The sequence below is a fragment of the Bacillus sp. FSL W8-0770 genome (genome assembly GCF_038008705.1).
GTDB classification, from domain to species: domain Bacteria; phylum Bacillota; class Bacilli; order Bacillales; family Bacillaceae_G; genus Bacillus_A; species Bacillus_A cereus.
Genome location: NZ_JBBOZR010000001.1, coordinates 2832554 through 2848603, shown reverse-complemented (window position 1 = coordinate 2848603; position 16050 = coordinate 2832554). Strand labels below are relative to the sequence as shown.

The following is a 16050-nucleotide window of genomic DNA, read 5'->3' as shown; positions in this document are numbered from 1 at the left end:
AAATATTAGGGTTTTTTAATATAAAAAGTCTTTCTTTATGTATAATGGGGACAAGGCCTAAAAATACTTAAATATTTAAGTGAATATTTTAAAAAGGGAGATTAAGGATATATGAAAAGCTTACTTCCAAAAACTTTAGCTGTTACAGGATTAACTGCTTCTTTATTAGGTATGGTTTCTTCCGTTTCATTTGCTTCGATTAGTTGGGATAATAATGCAACGTGGACAGGAAGCGGAGCAAAAGCTAAGGCAACTGCCTATACTGCAAAAAAGGACGAACCTCATTTTTACAAGATGACTGTAAGAGCTAGCTTTGATGATGGGACTTCTAAAGAGTTAGCATTGTATGATGCTAAAATTTCAGATCGTATAAACGTTAGCGTTGCATCCAAAGGACCGGTGACCAGAGGTTATTCGGGTCATGAATGGATAATGGTAGGGGATAGTGCGTACACTTCTAAGGAAATGGTAATTAAATAAAAATCAACAAAAACCGTGAAAAAGGATACATACCTTTTTCACGGTTTTTAAAATGAGGAGGATATATGAATCTAGTATTAAAAGAAATAGTGGTGAACAAAACAATATTCATTATGCTATTTATTGGATTTGTATTGACAATATGGCCAATCCTGATCGCAATGTCGACGCGAGATTATTATGATGAGAAATTTTATGATAGTAAAAATGGTTATTTTAATTATTACTATTCAGTTCAACTTACTAATATGGGGGAAATCAATTTCGAACAATTTCAGACGTTAATAGAATCTGATTTTAAAAACGCTAGTGTTATTACAAATGATATTCGTATTACTATTCCGGATATCGGCCACGTAATAATGAATGGTCTCCTTAATAAAAATTGGTCTCCACCTTTGCTAAAAGGTTCTCAGATGGGACAAGATGAAAAAAATAGTGTAATAGTGGGGAAGAAAATTTATAAGGATATGGCAACAATAAAATTATTTAATAAGGAATATACAGTTAAAGGCGTAGCTGGAGAAAATACTGGATATGAGTATAATATTAAAATTTTCGTCTCTCTAAATGACATGCCAGATGAGGTGAAACAGATGATACAAAAAGATAATACATTCCAAATGATTGTTCGTTCTAATGAAAACCCTATCAAGGAAATAGAAACTTTCATACAGCATATGAAACAGAACAATAAAGATATAAATGCCAAAGTGATTAGTGAAAAAGAGAACTATGAAAAGGAAAAAAACTCAAGTGAAGCCGTAGAAGAGTTACTCAGTTTTCCATATAGGCTTTTATGTATAGCTTTCATTACCAATATAATAGTAAGTTATTATTGGATTTATACGAAGAAAAAAAGTTTGTCGTTAAGGAAAGCTTTGGGAGCAAGTAATATAAATCTTTTTATTTTTATATTTAGTCAATTATTTTTATGTGCAATCACTGCATCAGCCTGTGCAATATGCATACAATGGATTTTTAGCATTTTGAGTGAAAATATTATAGAGTTTACAAGTTATAGTATTAGTTTACAGTCTACTCATATTGTAATGTGTGTATTTCTTTCACTTACTATAGCTTTCATCCTCTCTGTAATACCATTTGTATATGTGCTTAAAAGTGAACCTGCTAAAGCATTAAAGGAGTAAAAATGATGAGAATAAAAAGTGCGTTCATAGCATTAAAAAAGAGATTTCTATTTTCCGTACTTCTTCTAATACAGATTACATTTGGATTAGCAACTCTAACGAGTTCAATTAATGTATTTTATAATTTACACCATCTAAACGATAAATCCAGCTCGGTATTAAATGTGGATAAAACATATTTAGTTACTTTTGAAATGACGACAGATAGATTACAAAGCAATCAATTTAATAAAGAGAAAATTCAAGCGGTTTATAATACAATTTATCAAAATAAAGATGTGATTTCGTATGGTACATACGAGGAGCGAGTTATTGAAATAGAGTCAAGTAATAGACCATTTCAAAACAGTATGATTACTGATTTGAAACATAAAACGTTTCACGATGAAAGACCTACTATTAAAACAATTTTTGTAGATGAAAATTACTATAAAATGTTACGTTTACCTTTAAAACCTGAAGAAGGTTTCTCGCATGATGACTTTCAAAAAAATAGTGAAGAAAAAACAAAAGTTTTAATGGGTTCTTACTTTAAGAAATATTTTCAAGTTGGAGATACAATTAATGATCGATATACAATTATAGGGTTTTTGCCAGAAAATAAATTTATCGTAAATAATAATACGACGAACACATATTTGAAGTTGGATTACGCAATGATAATGCCTATGTCATTTGATAGATTTGAAAAATATGAAGCAATGTTTTTAAGACTACATCAAAGTACAGTTTTATATTTACAAAAAGGTGCAGATGTAAAGAAACTAGAAGAATCAATTCAACTTAAAGGAAACGGCGGTACGTTTCATTTAAAAAGTTTAGGTGATGAAATAAATGAAGATGTTACTCTTAACGGCTATTCGGAAATACCTCAACTTATAGTAGGAATCTTATTCGTTGTATTCTCGATCGTCGGAATTGTAGTAACGACCATTGTTTCTATCTTGATGAGAAAGCGGGAATTTGGTATAAAAATAGCTTTTGGCGAAAGTAAATTTGGTATGTTTATTCAAATTGTTTTAGAGAACATTATTGTAGCAATAACTGGCTTAGGAATGTCGATAACTTACTTTTCATGGAGGTATGGGGTTCTATTACAAATGTCGAAGGATTTAAAGGAAGCAACGGTATTAGACTTTAAATTGGATATGCCTATATTGTTTTTAGTATTTCTATTCTTATTATTAATCATCGTTGTCTCGAATGTAATTGTCTTCTTATTTATTAGAAAGCTTGAACCGAAAACATTAATAGGTGGGATGGAATAATGGGGTTAATTGAACTAAAAGATATTAAGAAGGTGTATAGTAATAAGAATCATAATACGTTCGCGTTAAACGGTATAAATTTAACGATAAATAAGGGCGAAATTATAGCGGAATGGGGCGATCAGGCTCAGGGAAGAGTACATTACTAAATGTTATAGGGTTAATTGATATGCCAAATGAGGGTGAATATATGTTAAATGGAAAATCATTAACTGAAATTAGAGCAAATAAAGTTCATAAAACAAGAAATGAAATGATTGGATTTATTTTTCAATATTTTGCATTGTTAAAAGAACATACTGTACTAGATAATGTAGTGCTACCACTCACATATAGAAAGTTAAAGCAACGGGAAAGAGAAAATAAGGCGAAGTTCTATTTAGAAAAAGTAGGTTTAAAAGAACATATGTATAAAACACCGGACGAGCTATCGGGTGGACAGCAGCAGCGCGTCGCAATTGCAAGAGCGTTAGTAGGCGAACCAGAATTAATATTGGCAGATGAACCGACTGGGAATTTAGATAGGAAAACGGGAGAAGAAATTATGAGTTTGCTATTACAACTGAATGAAGAAGGGCGAACAATTATTATTGTAACGCATGATATGGAAGTAGCGAATAAGTGTAATAGAATTATTGAGTTAGTTGATGGGGAAGTTGTGCGGAGTTAGTAATTCAACAATTATATCTAATTTAAGAATCCGTATTGATTAATTTTTCAAGATGGATTCTTTTTATTTGTAGGATTAAAGTAAAACAACAAATCCCCCGTAACTTTTTATGATAGAAATTCGTTTAACAAAAGAAACGATTTTTAATAATGAATGGGGGAGAACCATGAAAATGTTAATACTAGGTGGTACACGATTTTTGGGAAGAGCTGTTGTAGAAGAGGCTTTGAACAGAGGGCATGAAGTTACATTATTTAACCGCGGAACAAACAAAGAAATTTTTCCTGAAGTGGAGCAGCTGATCGGTGACAGAAATGGTGATGTATCAAGTTTAGAAAATCGAAAATGGGATGTTGTTGTGGATACATGTGGGTTTTCTCCGCATCACATTAGAAATGTTGGAGAAGTACTTAAAGATAATATTGAACACTATATATTCATCTCAAGCCTTTCCGTATATAAAGATTGGATTCCGCATGACATAAAAGAAGACTATATATTACAACCTGAACCGACGGAAGAGCAAATAAAGGCTGTAGAGAATGGTGAAATATCTCCTTATGAGCATTATGGTGCGCTGAAAGTATTATGCGAAAAAGAAGCAGAGAAGTATTGGCCGGGGCGTGTTTTACACGTAAGAGCAGGACTTCTTTCAGGAATGTTCGATTATACAGATCGACTTCCATACTGGATCGGGCGTGTAGCAAAAGGAGGTAACGTGTTAGTTCCAGGAAGAAAAAATCGTCCAGTGCAGATAGTTGATATAAAAGATGTCGCGAGATTTGGACTCAACATGGCAGAAAATAATAAAGCAGGTACATTCAATATAACAGGTCCGAATGATGAATTGACGATGGAAGAGCTATTAAATACGTGTAAAAAAGTTACGAATAGCGATGCTGAATTTGTTTGGGTAGACGAATCGTTTATGAGTGAACACAATGTGCAGCCTTGGACAGAAATGCCTTTGTGGATTCCAGAAACTTTCCCATTAGATGGTGGGACGAAGCCGTGGAGAGGCGGGTTTTCTATTTGTATCGAAAGTGCGGTTAATGAAGGGCTTACTTTTAGAAGAATAGACGAGACAGTTACAGATGTGTATGAGTGGATGGAGAGTACGGAAGAATGGGAATTAAAAGCAGGTATTTCAGGCGAGAGGGAGAAGGAATTGTTAGAAAGATGGTATCAATAAATTTAGCGGAGTTCTTTGAATATGCTTGATTGCACATAAGGAGGAAAAGGTGATGTGGAAAGACACCATTCACAGTATCTCATCAAATTTAAGCTTGAAAAACCCAGCTACGAAGGATGAACTTACTGATATACAAAAATGTTTACATGTGGAGTTACCGAATGATTTATATCAATTATTACAGGAAACAAACGGTATAGAAGGTGAATACGGTGACTTTATATGGTCTGCTTCAAAAATTAAAACTGAAAATATGAGTATGAGAAATATAGTTGATTTTAAGGATTTATACATGCCTTTTGACTGTTTATTATTTTTTGCTGATGGGGGAAATGGTGATTTGTTTGGCTATTCCATTTTGAATGGAAAAGTACAAAGAGATGATATATATGTATGGAACCATGAAAATGATAGTAGAACGTGGGTTGCTCCTTCTTTAAAGACTTTTATGGAGTGGTGGGAGAGTGGAAAGATGATAATTTAAATATAGTATCAAAAAAAGTGCCTTGTTACTAAAGAAACAAGGCACTTTTTCACGAATAATTAATCTACCACTCAATCGGTTCTTCTCCGTACATCTCCCATAGCTTAGGAAACATCTTTTTTAAACCTTCTTCATCATCTTCATTCCAGTCAAATTCAAAATCTACATCGTCGAATTCTTCATTAGATAAGACATGGTAAAGTGTAAAGTAAGTATCATCTTCGTCACCAGTTTTTTCTGCATATACAGTGAAACCGAAATATAAAGAAAGTTCTTCTATTTCTGGGACGTCATACTCACTCAAATTTTCTAATACAGGAATTAATCGTTCTGGATCTTCAATACAAGCTTCGTATGTCTCTTTTCCTTGATATAATAACCATCCGCGGAAGTAATCGAAAGTATCATCTGAACAACCACCCATAATAATATAGGCTGCTGCCCATAAACGGGAGGTATAGGAATCTTTCAAAAGACGATGCATATGCGTATCAAAAGCTACAATTTCATGTACTGTACGTTTAGCAAGGTGGGAAGTAAGCCATTCTATTTGTTCTTCTTGGTCTTCACCTTTCGTTTTTGCACGATTAAGTAGTTCCCAAAATTCTTCTTCTGTTATCGTTTTTTCTTTTATGTAATCTTCCCCAGGCAACGGGTCTGTATATCCCTTTTTACGTTTGGAAGCAATTAGTTTGTTAGCTTCTTTCATACATTCTTCTTCTGTTTCAAACTCTTTCGCTTTCACACTGCCAGCTGTGCCGATTTTTCCGTAAAACACAACATAGTCTTTTTCTTTCACAACGATTTTCCAAAACTTATTTGATTTCTCAGTTTGCTGGATTAATAACGTTTCCATCCGTACCCCCATAATGTTTTCTAGTGTGCAATATGATTGTAACATATGTATATACACTTGTAACGATGAAAAGTAATGGTTCAGAAAATTAGGAAATGATTGAATGAAGTGAATAAATTTAGTAACCTTATTTGTACAGCAATTACATAATTGTTTTGTAATAATTCAATATTTGTATAAGGGGGGCGTTAAGATTGGATCTTACGTTTAAAGTAGAGGAAACATGTTTTAATTACCGCGTCGGAGCAATTTGTAAACTGGATAATAAAATACTTATTCTTCAAAACAAAGGGGAACATTATTGGTATGTACCAGGCGGAAGAGTGAAAATGCTAGAAAATAGTGAGGATGCGTTACAACGAGAACTTGCAGAAGAACTAGGTGTTCCTATTAAAGGGAAGAGATTAATATGGTCAGTAGAAAATTTCTTTACACTTTCTGAGCGAAAGTTTCATGAAATTAGTTTTTATTATGAAGTAGAGCTACATGAGTTACCTGCGAGTGGAGCAGATCAATATATTTTGGAAGAAGAGGGTAGAACGTATTTGTTTAGATGGGTGCCAGTAGAAGAACTGCATACATATAACTTACAGCCTGCATTTATAAAAGAGAAAGTAAAGGATGTATCAGTTCACACAGAACATATCGTATTACAAAAGTAAATGTATTCGGAGGGGAAAATGGTGAAGGGAACTAAAAAAGAGGTACATATAAATGACAAAGTAATTTATTACACATATATCGAAAAAGGCTCTAGTACCGTTTGCTTTATGTTTTCAGGTTCAGGATACAATTATGATAAGCCGTTATTTTATTACGCAACGATGTTAATGCTTGAACATAAAATAGATGTTGTACATATTCATTATTCTTATGATGGACAATTAATGAATAAACCAATGGAAGAAGTAACGAAAGTAATGATGGATGATATTAATCCTGTAATAAATGAAGTATTAAAAGATGAGCAATACAACGAGACTATGTTTTTAGGGAAGTCACTCGGAACAATTCCGATTGCAAATGATTTAATGAAGAGAGAAGAATTCGCGCAGTCAAAAATGATACTACTTACACCTTTACTGACGTTTGATACAATTTTTGATTCTATCTTACATAGTCGACACGAAGGGTTTTTAGTTATTGGGGATAAAGATCACCAATACAATGCAGATCAAATTGATCAGTTATATAAAACGAATTTACAGATTGAAGTTGTCAAAAATGCAAATCATTCTGTAAATGTTGGGGGATATGAAACGGAAAATTCAATTGAGGCTATAGCGAAAATAATAGGAAAACTTAAAGAAGTTGTTAGGACAAACTAACCTATTAATACATGCAAAAGAGGTGCGAATTGCACCTCTTTTACTTTAATAAGCCTTCAAAACATGAAGTAAATAATCCTTACGATTCAGCGGATTATAATCAACACGTTTTCGAGTAGGGAAGGGAGCCATAAGTTTTGTGAAACCAGCTGGCTTCGTTGTAAATATGCCTTCTCCTTCTGTAAATGAATGTAGTATTCGTTTGAAACTCTCTGTTTTCGCAACAGGTAATGATCCTGTTAACTGATAAGAATTGTTATTGAATATAGGCTCTGCAAAAGTTGCTGGAACGGCAGCGAGCTTATACATTGCGGTACTAATTGCTTGCTCCGGTACAGTTAATTCAAACGCATTAACTGGTTCATATACATATGTTGCAGCTTGTTTTAAAGCATCCATTAAAACGAGCGGTGTTAAGTTTCTAAAGTCACTCGCTGTTGTAACAGGACTAGCATAACCAGTATGTGTTAACGTGACGATAATATCTGTAACTTCCCACCCATATAATCCTTGTTTTAACGTTTGAAATACCGTATCTTCAATCGCTTTATGAAATGCTAAAGGTAGTGAGCCGAGCTCAACACCTAATTTATATGTTATACCGCAATTAAGTTCACCACGTTCAACTTTGAATCCGATTGTTGCGTAAAATGGATTCTCTTTTTCACCCATTACTTCAACAGAATTGCCTACGCCAATTGGTTTCTCGATACATACAACTCGCGTATTTGAAAAATTAACCTGCAAATTATATTTCTCATAAAGTGTTGTTTCAATTACTTCTTTTTGTACCTCACCGAAAAGGCGAATATATAGTTCATTATGAACATCGTCTTTCCAAACTTTAATGAGCGGATCTTCTTCACAGAGTTCCATAAGAACAGCGTATAAATTATGAATTTGCTCTTTAGGTACCGCATCAATGGCAGCTTCCATTTGTGGTTCGGCAAAGTGAATATCTTTTATATAATCCGTACGTTCACCGATAATATCACCAATTTTAATATCATTCAGCCCCCACACTTTACAAAACTCACCGCTAGGAACGGTAGAAGTTTGAACGGTATCTCCATTATGAAATAGGCACATTTTTTTTATCTTTTCTTTATGGAATAGAGACTTACTGCGCTGTATATTAACATATTTTCTAACATGTAAGCTACCTGAAAAAACTCTTATATAAGCAACCTTTTCTCCAGAAGGTTCACGTTCAATTTTAAAAACAACACCGGATAATGGTTCCTCTTGTGCCGATGTAAGAGCTGGAATGAGAGCCGGAAGTTTTTCAAGAAGTTCTGTTACGCTCATACCAGTCATTGCTGAACCGAAAAAGATTGGATACACATTCGCTTGCTGTATTTGCTGTTCTAGTTTTTCTCTTAATAGTGCGTCCGGTATTATTTCGTTATTTACATATGATTCAAGTAACGATTCATTAAATGGTGCTAACAGTTCCATACAATCGTCATATGATTTGTATTCAATGATCCGGGCTTCTTTCGTTCCTTCGTTTAGAACAGAGTAGAAGGGGAATGCTTCATTTGAAAGAACCTCTTTTATTTGTTTCATAACTTTTTCAGTGTTTGCGCCACTACGATCAATTTTATTAACGAATAAAATAGTCGGTATGTTTAGTTTCTGTAATGTTCGCATTAAAATTTTTGTTTGTGCTTGCACACCTTCAACGGCAGAGATAACTAAAATCGCACCGTCTAGAACGCGGAATGATCGCTCCACTTCAGCGATAAAATCAGCGTGTCCAGGTGTATCAATGACATTTACTTTTACAGCATCAATAAAGAAAGAAACGACAGATGCTTTAATCGTAATTCCGCGTTGTCTTTCTAATTCCATTGAGTCAGTTTGTGTATTACCACTATCTACTCGGCCAATTTCTTTAATCACATTCGTTTCATAAAGAATACGCTCAGTCAAACTCGTCTTGCCAGCGTCTACGTGCGCGACAATCCCTATATTTATTGTTGTCATTTGTGAATATCCTCATTTCATTTTCCATTTTCAATTCCTCATTTCTATTTGTATATTGCCGCATTATCAATCACTCTCCAGTTCTTTAAATTAGTATTATTATAGTGCAATTAACATTATTTGTAACGCTACAAAGCGCCTTAATTTGGAAAAAATAAAATGAAAACAAAATGCTTGCATTCTAAATCGATATAGATTATATTAATTGACATATCAACTATTGATACATCAAATGTTTTTATTTTGATTGTAAAGGAGGGTTAATTTGACAAGTTCATGCTCAAAAGAAGCGATTATTTTATATAAATTACACTTTCTAAATAAAGAAGTAAGTTCGAAATTTGAAGGGTGTACGGGTATGAGCCAGTCTCGATTAGAGCTTATACTTCAGTTATATGAAGTAGGTGAAATTAGTCAAAAAGCACTTCAACAAGAAGTGAATATTGATAATGCTGCGATAACAAGGCATTTAAAGCAGCTTGAGGCCAATGAAATGATTGTAAGACGTAAAAATCCAGATGATAACAGAATTACGTTAGTTTCTCTTACTGAAGAGGGACGAAATAAAATTCAAGCATTTCAAGAGGAAAAAGAACGTTTTGCAGCATCTGCATTTAAAGGATTAAGTGAGGAAGAACGCGATAATCTTTTAAATATGTTAAATCACATTCAAGAAAATATAAAAGAATTATAAAAAAGGGAGAATACAACTATGACTAACTCAGTAAAAACAAATGATTTTAACGAAATTTTAACAGGACGTCGTTCAATTCGTAAGTACGACCCTTCAGTGAAAATTAGCAAAGAAGAAATGACAGAAATTCTTACAGAAGCAACACTTGCACCATCTTCAGTAAACATGCAACCATGGAGATTCGTAGTGATTGAAAGTGACGAAGCGAAAGCAACACTTGCGCCACTTGCGAAATTCAATCAATCTCAAGTAGAAACATCTTCAGCAATGATCGCTTTATTTGGTGACTTAAACAACTTTGATAACGCAGAAGAAATTTATGGTACAGCAGTAGAGCGTGGACTTATGCCAGCAGAAGTAAAAGAAGATCAAATGAAAAAACTTTCAGCTTACTTCTCTATGGTTACACCAGAAGTAATGAAAGATACAGTATTAATTGACGGTGGTCTTGTAGCGATGCAATTTATGCTAGCAGCTCGTGCGCACGGTTATGACACTTGTCCAATTGGTGGATTTGAAAAAGACCAAATCGCAGAAGCGTTTGGACTAGATAAAGAACGCTACGTACCAGTAATGCTAATTTCAATCGGGAAAGCTGCTGACAGTGGTTACCAATCAGTACGTCTTCCAATTGACAAAGTTGCTGAGTGGAAGTAATCTAATTAGATCATAGAAATATATGGAATATGAAAGGGGAAACACCATGATTATTATTCACGCAATATTTCAAGTAGACCCAGCAAAACAACAAGCATTTTTAGAAGAAATTCAGCCACTCATTCATGGTTCAAGAGAAGAAAGTGGAAATGTATCTTATGACTTATATAAAGATACAGAAAAAGAAAGTGTTTATACGATGGTAGAAGTATGGAAAGATGAAGCAGCAGTTGCGAGCCATAATACGAGTGAACACTTCACATCTTTCGTTAGTAAAGCAGCACAGTTTTTAACTGCTCCGCTTAATATAAAAGCTTATAATGGAGAGTTAGTAAAATAATAAGGTAGAAAAAGATGACTTTAGCATATGGCTGAAGTCATCTTTTTTGTATAAGTAGAATCCATTTTGGACTCAGTTATGTTGATTGATAAGCGTTGCTCGTATCCTCAGTAACTGTGGTGAATTGTATGTTAAATTCGAACATTTGGTTTATTGGGATATTTTTCCGAGGTATAATTTTCTTGTAAGTAAAAGGTAGAGGGGAGTAAGTAATGGGAGAATTTCAAAGTAATTTGCATACGGCAACGCAACTTGCAACGAAAATGAGAAATGCTTCAGATAGAATGCAAAGTGCTACTAGTCGCTCTATAAATAAGGCAACGCGTACGACACTATCTGTGAACTTCCAAGCACAAGAGGCAAATCAACAAAATTTACAGATCACGAAACAATTTTGTACTGCTTTTCAACAAACAATTGATAATATCCATTCCGTAGCAAATGAATTTGAGAAAATGGATACAGGACTTCAAAAGACTTTTCAATAATGTAACAACCTACGTAAAGGGGAAAAGGTAGGGAGAAAAGATGAGTCAAGAAATTGAAACGAGAATCAGTCAATGTAATCAAAAATTACGAATTATATTTGAAGAACAAAATGAAAACCGAATTGCGCTGCAAAATCAAGAACGAGCTGAGGTTAGTTTTCATGAATGGAAAAATAGAAGTAATCGTTTATTTAACCGAATACTAGAAACTTGGCACGGCGACAAAGAAGTGTTTCACCTTTTTACGAATATGCGGCAAGAAATCGGACAGTATGAAAGAAAACTTACATTCGAATTAGAAAATGAAAAAGAGACGTTGCTTAAAGAAAAACGGCATCTCAGTGAGAAAGAAAACGACCTTTCCTATGAACAGCAGCAACTACAAAGGGAGGCCAATACATGAGTTTAAACATGTATTTGGGAGAAGTACAAAGTCAAACTCAAAGTATGAACGCTATATGTAATGCTACGATTCAAAGTATGGAACAAGCCATTCAATCTATTGATGCATTTGCGATAGACACAGTATTACAAGGACAAACATACAGTAGTGCAAAAGCCTACCTTGTCCAAACATTTCGGCCATTAGCGCAAGGAATCATATGCTTATGTGAAGAATTAATTCGCCAAAATGAAGCATTTCCAAATGAGTTCCAAGCGAAAGTTGCTTCGACAGATGTGATTGAACAAGAAATAAGAGAACAAATAAGGGGAATTAATCAATCGATTACAAGTATAGAAGCAATAGAAGTACTTACACCAATGCCCGGAGTAGGTGCAATTGTAACGGTATTAGGTGCAATGAGAAAAAAATGGAAGAAAAACTAGAGCATTTATATGAATTCAATCATTCATCCAGCAACAACTACAGCACCGCTCTCCAATTAGCAGCTAGCATCACAGCCGGACTCGCTGAAGTGCAAAGTGGGAAAGGATTTAGTCCTGTGAGTGGTACGTTTAGTACACAAGGGTTGAATATGGATTGGGTGAGTTCGATTCAGGGGATTATAGAAGAAACAGCTCGAAAAAATGATCAGTCAATTAAAGATATAGAAACAAATAACATAATTGAGAAGAAATCTCCGGTTAGAAATGCTTGTGCCGATGCGACAGACAGTATAGTTGGCACGTTTGAAACAGCGAAAAAGATGTGGGAAGCTATTCAAAGAGGATCGGGGAAAGCTATTGGTGATGAAATCGAGTCCGCAATAGCTTTAAGTAATATGGACATAGGAACTTTTATTAATGTAACCTATGCACTTTTCCATTTGGATGAAACTGCAAAAAATATGTGGCATGCATTTTCAAATAAAATAAAACGAGATATGATAGAGGGAGATGCAGAGAGTCGTACAGAATTGACTACCTATGGATTAACACAAATAGCTACCACAATATTAGGCGATAGGGCACTAAATAAAGTAGGCCATATCACAAAAGGAGCAAAAGCATCAAGTGGAGTAAGTACATTTGCTAATGCAGTAAAATTAGCAAAAGAATTGAAGCCTACGCTTGAAATGTTACAATCATTTAAGAGAAATGCTTCCTATGCATTCTCTAGTGTTGGTGGAACTATTGTAACCAAAATACCTCAAGGCGAATTATTAGAAGCTTTTTATAAGTTTGCGAAATCTAAAGATGGTGGTAAGGGTACGGGTGGTGTTGGTAAGGGCGTCAGTGGGGCTGGAAGTAAGATTGATGGAGAACTAATTAGAAAATATGTACGAGATATTGAAACACAGACAAATAGAAAAATACCAAAAAACCAAATGGAAGAATTAAAAAGTGCATTAAGAAATACAGAATATAAAAAGATGACGTCTTCAGAAACAAAGAGATATAGACGAGAGTTTAATAAAATTAAGAATTCATTAATTGATGAATGGGAAAAACAAACTGGTCAAAAATGGCCAACTTATACAGAAGATGTGATTTCAGAGAAAACAGGAAAAATCTTAAGAAAAAAAGGAGAACCTTATGATGCTCATCATATAATTGAAAACTCTTATCGTGGGGAACATGAGTGGTGGAATATCCATCCTGCTAAATTTCCTAATGAGCATCAAGCTGGTATTCATGGTTCGGGTTCACCAGGAAATAAACTTTTTAATGGAGGTAAATAATATGAAGTATGATTATCTAGTATCAAATAAACATAATAGCTTTTATCCAGTAGCATTAGAAGAGATAGAAGAAGTGGAAGAGGTATTAGGTTTGAAATTTCCAAAAGAACTAAAAGATTTCTTCTTAAATGTTGGGTATGGCTTTATCAAAGGTTCTAAGTACAATATTAATCGTATTATGGATCCTTATTCTATTAGAGATTTTCGATTAAAGCAAAATGATTATGAATTTTTTCCAGACATTGAAGTTTATGATGATCTTGAAGAAGAAATAATCTTTTTTGAAGGTAATGAAACAGTTTTAATTTCAATTAAATTAACAACAGAAGAAAATAATGGGATTTATTATGATGAATTTAAAATTGCCGATTCACTAGAAGATTTTCTTGCAAAAATATCAGAAAATGATTTATATTATATGGATTTAATTGATTGAAATAAGAAGAAATATTTTATCAAATAATCATAGTTCGAGAATGTAGTCTTATTGAAAAGAGGGTAGAAGCTCGTTCGATTAGGAAACGGCTTTTGTAATCGGATGAATGATAAAAACTATAGTATGTATTAAGATGAAAACTCCAGTGATTTTATGAATCATGACTGGAGTTTTTTATTCGAATATCCACATTTCGGGATTTTGTATAACCTTCCATAATATCTAATTGATTTTTAGCAACTTCATCAACATGTTGTTTTTTATTATTTGTTTATATAGATATATAAGAGTCTGACTGAATCTTCAATAGGCCATATCGCAAAAGGAGCAAAAGCGTCAAATGGAGTAAGTACAATTGCTAATGTAGTAAAATTAGCAAAAGAATTGAAGCCTACGCTTGAAATGTTACAATCATTTAAGAGAGAGGCTTCCTATGCATTCTCTAGTATTGGTGGAACTAACGTAACCAAAATACCTCAAGGCGAATTAATAGAAGGTTATTATAAGTTTGCGAAGTCTAAAGATGGTGGTAAGGGTACGGGTAAAACTGGTGAAATATCTAAGGAATCTGGAAAAGTAGCCCAAACATTAGAAGCAGCTAGAGCACAACAACGTACGGTAATAGAATCAGTAGAAAGTGGCGAAGTAGCTTTAAAAACAACGAAGCGTAAAGGGAATTATGGTGAAATGAAGATGGATGACTTTTTTGAAAGTCAAACATATACTAGAATTAGTGATGATCGTGTATTAACATTAGATCAAAAAATTGTTAAGGGAATAGATGCTGTATATGAAAATTCATCTCCGCCACCTAAGTATGTGATAGCGGAGGCTAAGTATAACACATCCAAATTAGGAAAAACAAATGATGGTAAGCAAATGAGTGAAGATTGGATTCTTGGAAGTGAAAGGTTAGATAGTACTTTGTCAAAAGAAAAAGCAGATGAAATTGTGGAAGAGATGTTGCTGAATCCAGAAAATGTTCAAAGAATTGTTATTCAAGTTATGCCTGACGGAACGATTGTGAAGAAAATTCTTGAAGTATAAAAGGTGGAAAAGAAATTATGCTAAGGGATAAAATCAAAAATGATATATATTTTAACAAATTTATCAATTATGAGGAAAAGAGAATAGAAAAGTTTTTATTATTGGTTGAAAAGGTTATTGAGGAAAGAGGCAAAGATGATAAAGGTGTAAAGAATGGATATATAGCGTTACAAGGGTATCATTTTAATAAATTAAGGGCAATGTACTCTGCGGGTTGTTCTATCCAAACTATTCGTGATTTTTTACCTGAAGTAATAAATATAATGGAAAAAGTGTGGAATAAAGAAAGTGGATATATACGTATGTTATGGATAATATCTATAGCAGTAATGCTAAATGTTGAAGATAAAGAATTTAATAGACTAATAGCAATGGTAAGGAAAGAAGGATTAAATGATTATCTGATTAATTATTTTATTGCTTTTAGAAATAGTGAGCCATCAGATTTTTATGAGCAAAGTGAGTTTTATGTAAAATATCCATATTTCAAATTAAAAGAAGTAATTGAGAGTAATAAAATTTCACAAGAGAAATCTATAAAAAATTTAGAGAAATATATAAAGGAGTATTGGTATAAGGGACATTTAGAAGAAGCATGGTACGATGCACATGAAAATAAACATGACATTTATAGTGGTTACTGGAGTTTTGAAAGTGGAGCAATCGCTAAAATTTTAAAATTAGATGATTCAACCTTGAAAGATAGTTCATATTATCCTTATGATATGGTGCATTGCCAAGAAAAATAAATGTTGGAATCCACAGTGATAAATTTTAACACTGTGGATTTTTTAGTTTGTATTAAAGTAGGTATAAGGGTAATGTTGGTAATGGATCCAGTGAGCTA

The 16050-nt window shown here is 33.5% G+C and carries 17 protein-coding genes and 2 pseudogenes; 17 read left to right on the top strand and 2 right to left on the bottom strand.

The annotated features are described in order from the left end of the window. Positions 1 to 111 precede the first annotated feature (111 nt). From NST27_RS14690 to NST27_RS14665, 6 genes and pseudogenes are all read left to right on the top strand, one after another. Positions 112 to 480, top strand: a complete 369-nt coding sequence (locus NST27_RS14690; RefSeq protein ID WP_000838682.1) for a hypothetical protein — start codon at positions 112 to 114, stop codon at positions 478 to 480. Positions 481 to 545: 65 nt separating this feature from the next. Beyond that, positions 546 to 1631, top strand: coding sequence for an FtsX-like permease family protein (locus NST27_RS14685; RefSeq protein ID WP_001055055.1), 1086 nt, complete (start codon positions 546 to 548; stop codon positions 1629 to 1631). A gap of 2 nt (positions 1632 to 1633) precedes the next feature. Then, positions 1634 to 2899, top strand: coding sequence for an ABC transporter permease (locus NST27_RS14680; RefSeq protein ID WP_001986462.1), 1266 nt, complete (start codon positions 1634 to 1636; stop codon positions 2897 to 2899). Next, a pseudogene (locus tag NST27_RS14675) lies at positions 2899 to 3569 on the top strand (ABC transporter ATP-binding protein). Before NST27_RS14680 ends, NST27_RS14675 begins: the two are co-directional and overlap by 1 nt. Positions 3570 to 3735: 166 nt before the next feature. Further along, a complete protein-coding gene (locus NST27_RS14670) occupies positions 3736 to 4761 on the top strand; it encodes an SDR family oxidoreductase (protein WP_000783060.1) in 1026 nt (341 codons plus the stop codon). Between the two features lie 52 nt (positions 4762 to 4813). Continuing rightward, on the top strand, positions 4814 to 5245 hold the full coding sequence (locus NST27_RS14665) for an SMI1/KNR4 family protein (protein ID WP_000265342.1): 432 nt from the start codon (positions 4814 to 4816) through the stop codon (positions 5243 to 5245). Positions 5246 to 5309: 64 nt separating this feature from the next. Here NST27_RS14665 and NST27_RS14660 read toward each other — a convergent pair whose 3' ends face one another. Further along, the gene (locus NST27_RS14660) at positions 5310 to 6101 is read right to left on the bottom strand and encodes a DUF4240 domain-containing protein (RefSeq protein WP_000449110.1); all 792 of its coding nucleotides are present in this window, start codon (positions 6099 to 6101) and stop codon (positions 5310 to 5312) included. Positions 6102 to 6295: 194 nt separating this feature from the next. On the opposite strand from NST27_RS14660, the gene NST27_RS14655 reads away from it, so the two are divergent. Beyond that, positions 6296 to 6763, top strand: coding sequence for an NUDIX hydrolase (locus NST27_RS14655; RefSeq protein WP_000366240.1), 468 nt, complete (start codon positions 6296 to 6298; stop codon positions 6761 to 6763). After that, positions 6764 to 7429, top strand: coding sequence for an alpha/beta hydrolase (locus NST27_RS14650; RefSeq protein WP_118043482.1), 666 nt, complete (start codon positions 6764 to 6766; stop codon positions 7427 to 7429). It abuts the gene before it with no gap. A 45-nt stretch (positions 7430 to 7474) separates the two neighbouring features. On the opposite strand, the gene NST27_RS14645 is transcribed toward NST27_RS14650, so the two are convergent. Beyond that, positions 7475 to 9418, bottom strand: coding sequence for an elongation factor G (locus NST27_RS14645; RefSeq protein WP_000207799.1), 1944 nt, complete (start codon positions 9416 to 9418; stop codon positions 7475 to 7477). 265 nt (positions 9419 to 9683) lie between these two features. Between NST27_RS14645 and NST27_RS14640 the strand changes: the two genes are divergently transcribed. The 9 genes and pseudogenes from NST27_RS14640 (at position 9684) to NST27_RS14600 (ending at position 15952) form a co-directional block, all read left to right on the top strand. Beyond that, entirely contained in the window at positions 9684 to 10112 is a 429-nt protein-coding gene (locus NST27_RS14640) for a MarR family winged helix-turn-helix transcriptional regulator (protein WP_000204172.1), read from the top strand. A gap of 18 nt (positions 10113 to 10130) precedes the next feature. Then, positions 10131 to 10769 carry a nitroreductase family protein gene (locus tag NST27_RS14635; RefSeq protein WP_000185390.1) on the top strand — a complete coding sequence of 213 codons (639 nt, stop codon included), beginning with the start codon at positions 10131 to 10133 and terminating at the stop codon, positions 10767 to 10769. A 46-nt stretch (positions 10770 to 10815) separates the two neighbouring features. Next, a complete protein-coding gene (locus tag NST27_RS14630) occupies positions 10816 to 11109 on the top strand; it encodes a putative quinol monooxygenase (RefSeq protein ID WP_000583805.1) in 294 nt (97 codons plus the stop codon). A gap of 212 nt (positions 11110 to 11321) precedes the next feature. Beyond that, the gene (locus tag NST27_RS14625) at positions 11322 to 11597 is read left to right on the top strand and encodes a TIGR04197 family type VII secretion effector (protein WP_000503641.1); all 276 of its coding nucleotides are present in this window, start codon (positions 11322 to 11324) and stop codon (positions 11595 to 11597) included. Between the two features lie 40 nt (positions 11598 to 11637). Then, entirely contained in the window at positions 11638 to 12000 is a 363-nt protein-coding gene (locus NST27_RS14620) for a DUF3958 family protein (protein WP_000076595.1), read from the top strand. Next, positions 11997 to 13720, top strand: a pseudogene (locus NST27_RS14615) (T7SS effector LXG polymorphic toxin). The gene NST27_RS14620 and the pseudogene NST27_RS14615 overlap by 4 nt, the downstream one beginning before the upstream one ends. 1 nt (position 13721) lies before the next feature. Then, the gene (locus NST27_RS14610) at positions 13722 to 14156 is read left to right on the top strand and encodes an SMI1/KNR4 family protein (protein WP_000872947.1); all 435 of its coding nucleotides are present in this window, start codon (positions 13722 to 13724) and stop codon (positions 14154 to 14156) included. A 402-nt stretch (positions 14157 to 14558) separates the two neighbouring features. Next, entirely contained in the window at positions 14559 to 15203 is a 645-nt protein-coding gene (locus tag NST27_RS14605) for a hypothetical protein (RefSeq protein ID WP_000941897.1), read from the top strand. Between the two features lie 17 nt (positions 15204 to 15220). Further along, the gene (locus NST27_RS14600; RefSeq protein WP_000942842.1) at positions 15221 to 15952 is read left to right on the top strand and encodes a PoNe immunity protein domain-containing protein; all 732 of its coding nucleotides are present in this window, start codon (positions 15221 to 15223) and stop codon (positions 15950 to 15952) included. The last annotated feature ends 98 nt before the right edge of the window (positions 15953 to 16050 follow it).

What these genes read in the sequence shown, in the direction of transcription:
- NST27_RS14690 (WP_000838682.1), top strand. Translation starts at nt 112, where the DNA reads ATGAAAAGCTTACTTCCAAAAACTTTAGCTGTTACAGGATTAACTGCT.
- NST27_RS14685 (WP_001055055.1), top strand. Translation starts at nt 546, where the DNA reads ATGAATCTAGTATTAAAAGAAATAGTGGTGAACAAAACAATATTCATT.
- NST27_RS14680 (WP_001986462.1), top strand. Translation starts at nt 1,634, where the DNA reads ATGATGAGAATAAAAAGTGCGTTCATAGCATTAAAAAAGAGATTTCTA.
- NST27_RS14670 (WP_000783060.1), top strand. Translation starts at nt 3,736, where the DNA reads ATGAAAATGTTAATACTAGGTGGTACACGATTTTTGGGAAGAGCTGTT.
- NST27_RS14665 (WP_000265342.1), top strand. Translation starts at nt 4,814, where the DNA reads ATGTGGAAAGACACCATTCACAGTATCTCATCAAATTTAAGCTTGAAA.
- NST27_RS14660 (WP_000449110.1), bottom strand. Translation starts at nt 6,101, where the DNA reads ATGGAAACGTTATTAATCCAGCAAACTGAGAAATCAAATAAGTTTTGG.
- NST27_RS14650 (WP_118043482.1), top strand. Translation starts at nt 6,764, where the DNA reads ATGTATTCGGAGGGGAAAATGGTGAAGGGAACTAAAAAAGAGGTACAT.
- NST27_RS14645 (WP_000207799.1), bottom strand. Translation starts at nt 9,418, where the DNA reads ATGACAACAATAAATATAGGGATTGTCGCGCACGTAGACGCTGGCAAG.
- NST27_RS14635 (WP_000185390.1), top strand. Translation starts at nt 10,131, where the DNA reads ATGACTAACTCAGTAAAAACAAATGATTTTAACGAAATTTTAACAGGA.
- NST27_RS14630 (WP_000583805.1), top strand. Translation starts at nt 10,816, where the DNA reads ATGATTATTATTCACGCAATATTTCAAGTAGACCCAGCAAAACAACAA.
- NST27_RS14625 (WP_000503641.1), top strand. Translation starts at nt 11,322, where the DNA reads ATGGGAGAATTTCAAAGTAATTTGCATACGGCAACGCAACTTGCAACG.
- NST27_RS14620 (WP_000076595.1), top strand. Translation starts at nt 11,638, where the DNA reads ATGAGTCAAGAAATTGAAACGAGAATCAGTCAATGTAATCAAAAATTA.
- NST27_RS14610 (WP_000872947.1), top strand. Translation starts at nt 13,722, where the DNA reads ATGAAGTATGATTATCTAGTATCAAATAAACATAATAGCTTTTATCCA.
- NST27_RS14605 (WP_000941897.1), top strand. Translation starts at nt 14,559, where the DNA reads ATGTTACAATCATTTAAGAGAGAGGCTTCCTATGCATTCTCTAGTATT.
- NST27_RS14600 (WP_000942842.1), top strand. Translation starts at nt 15,221, where the DNA reads ATGCTAAGGGATAAAATCAAAAATGATATATATTTTAACAAATTTATC.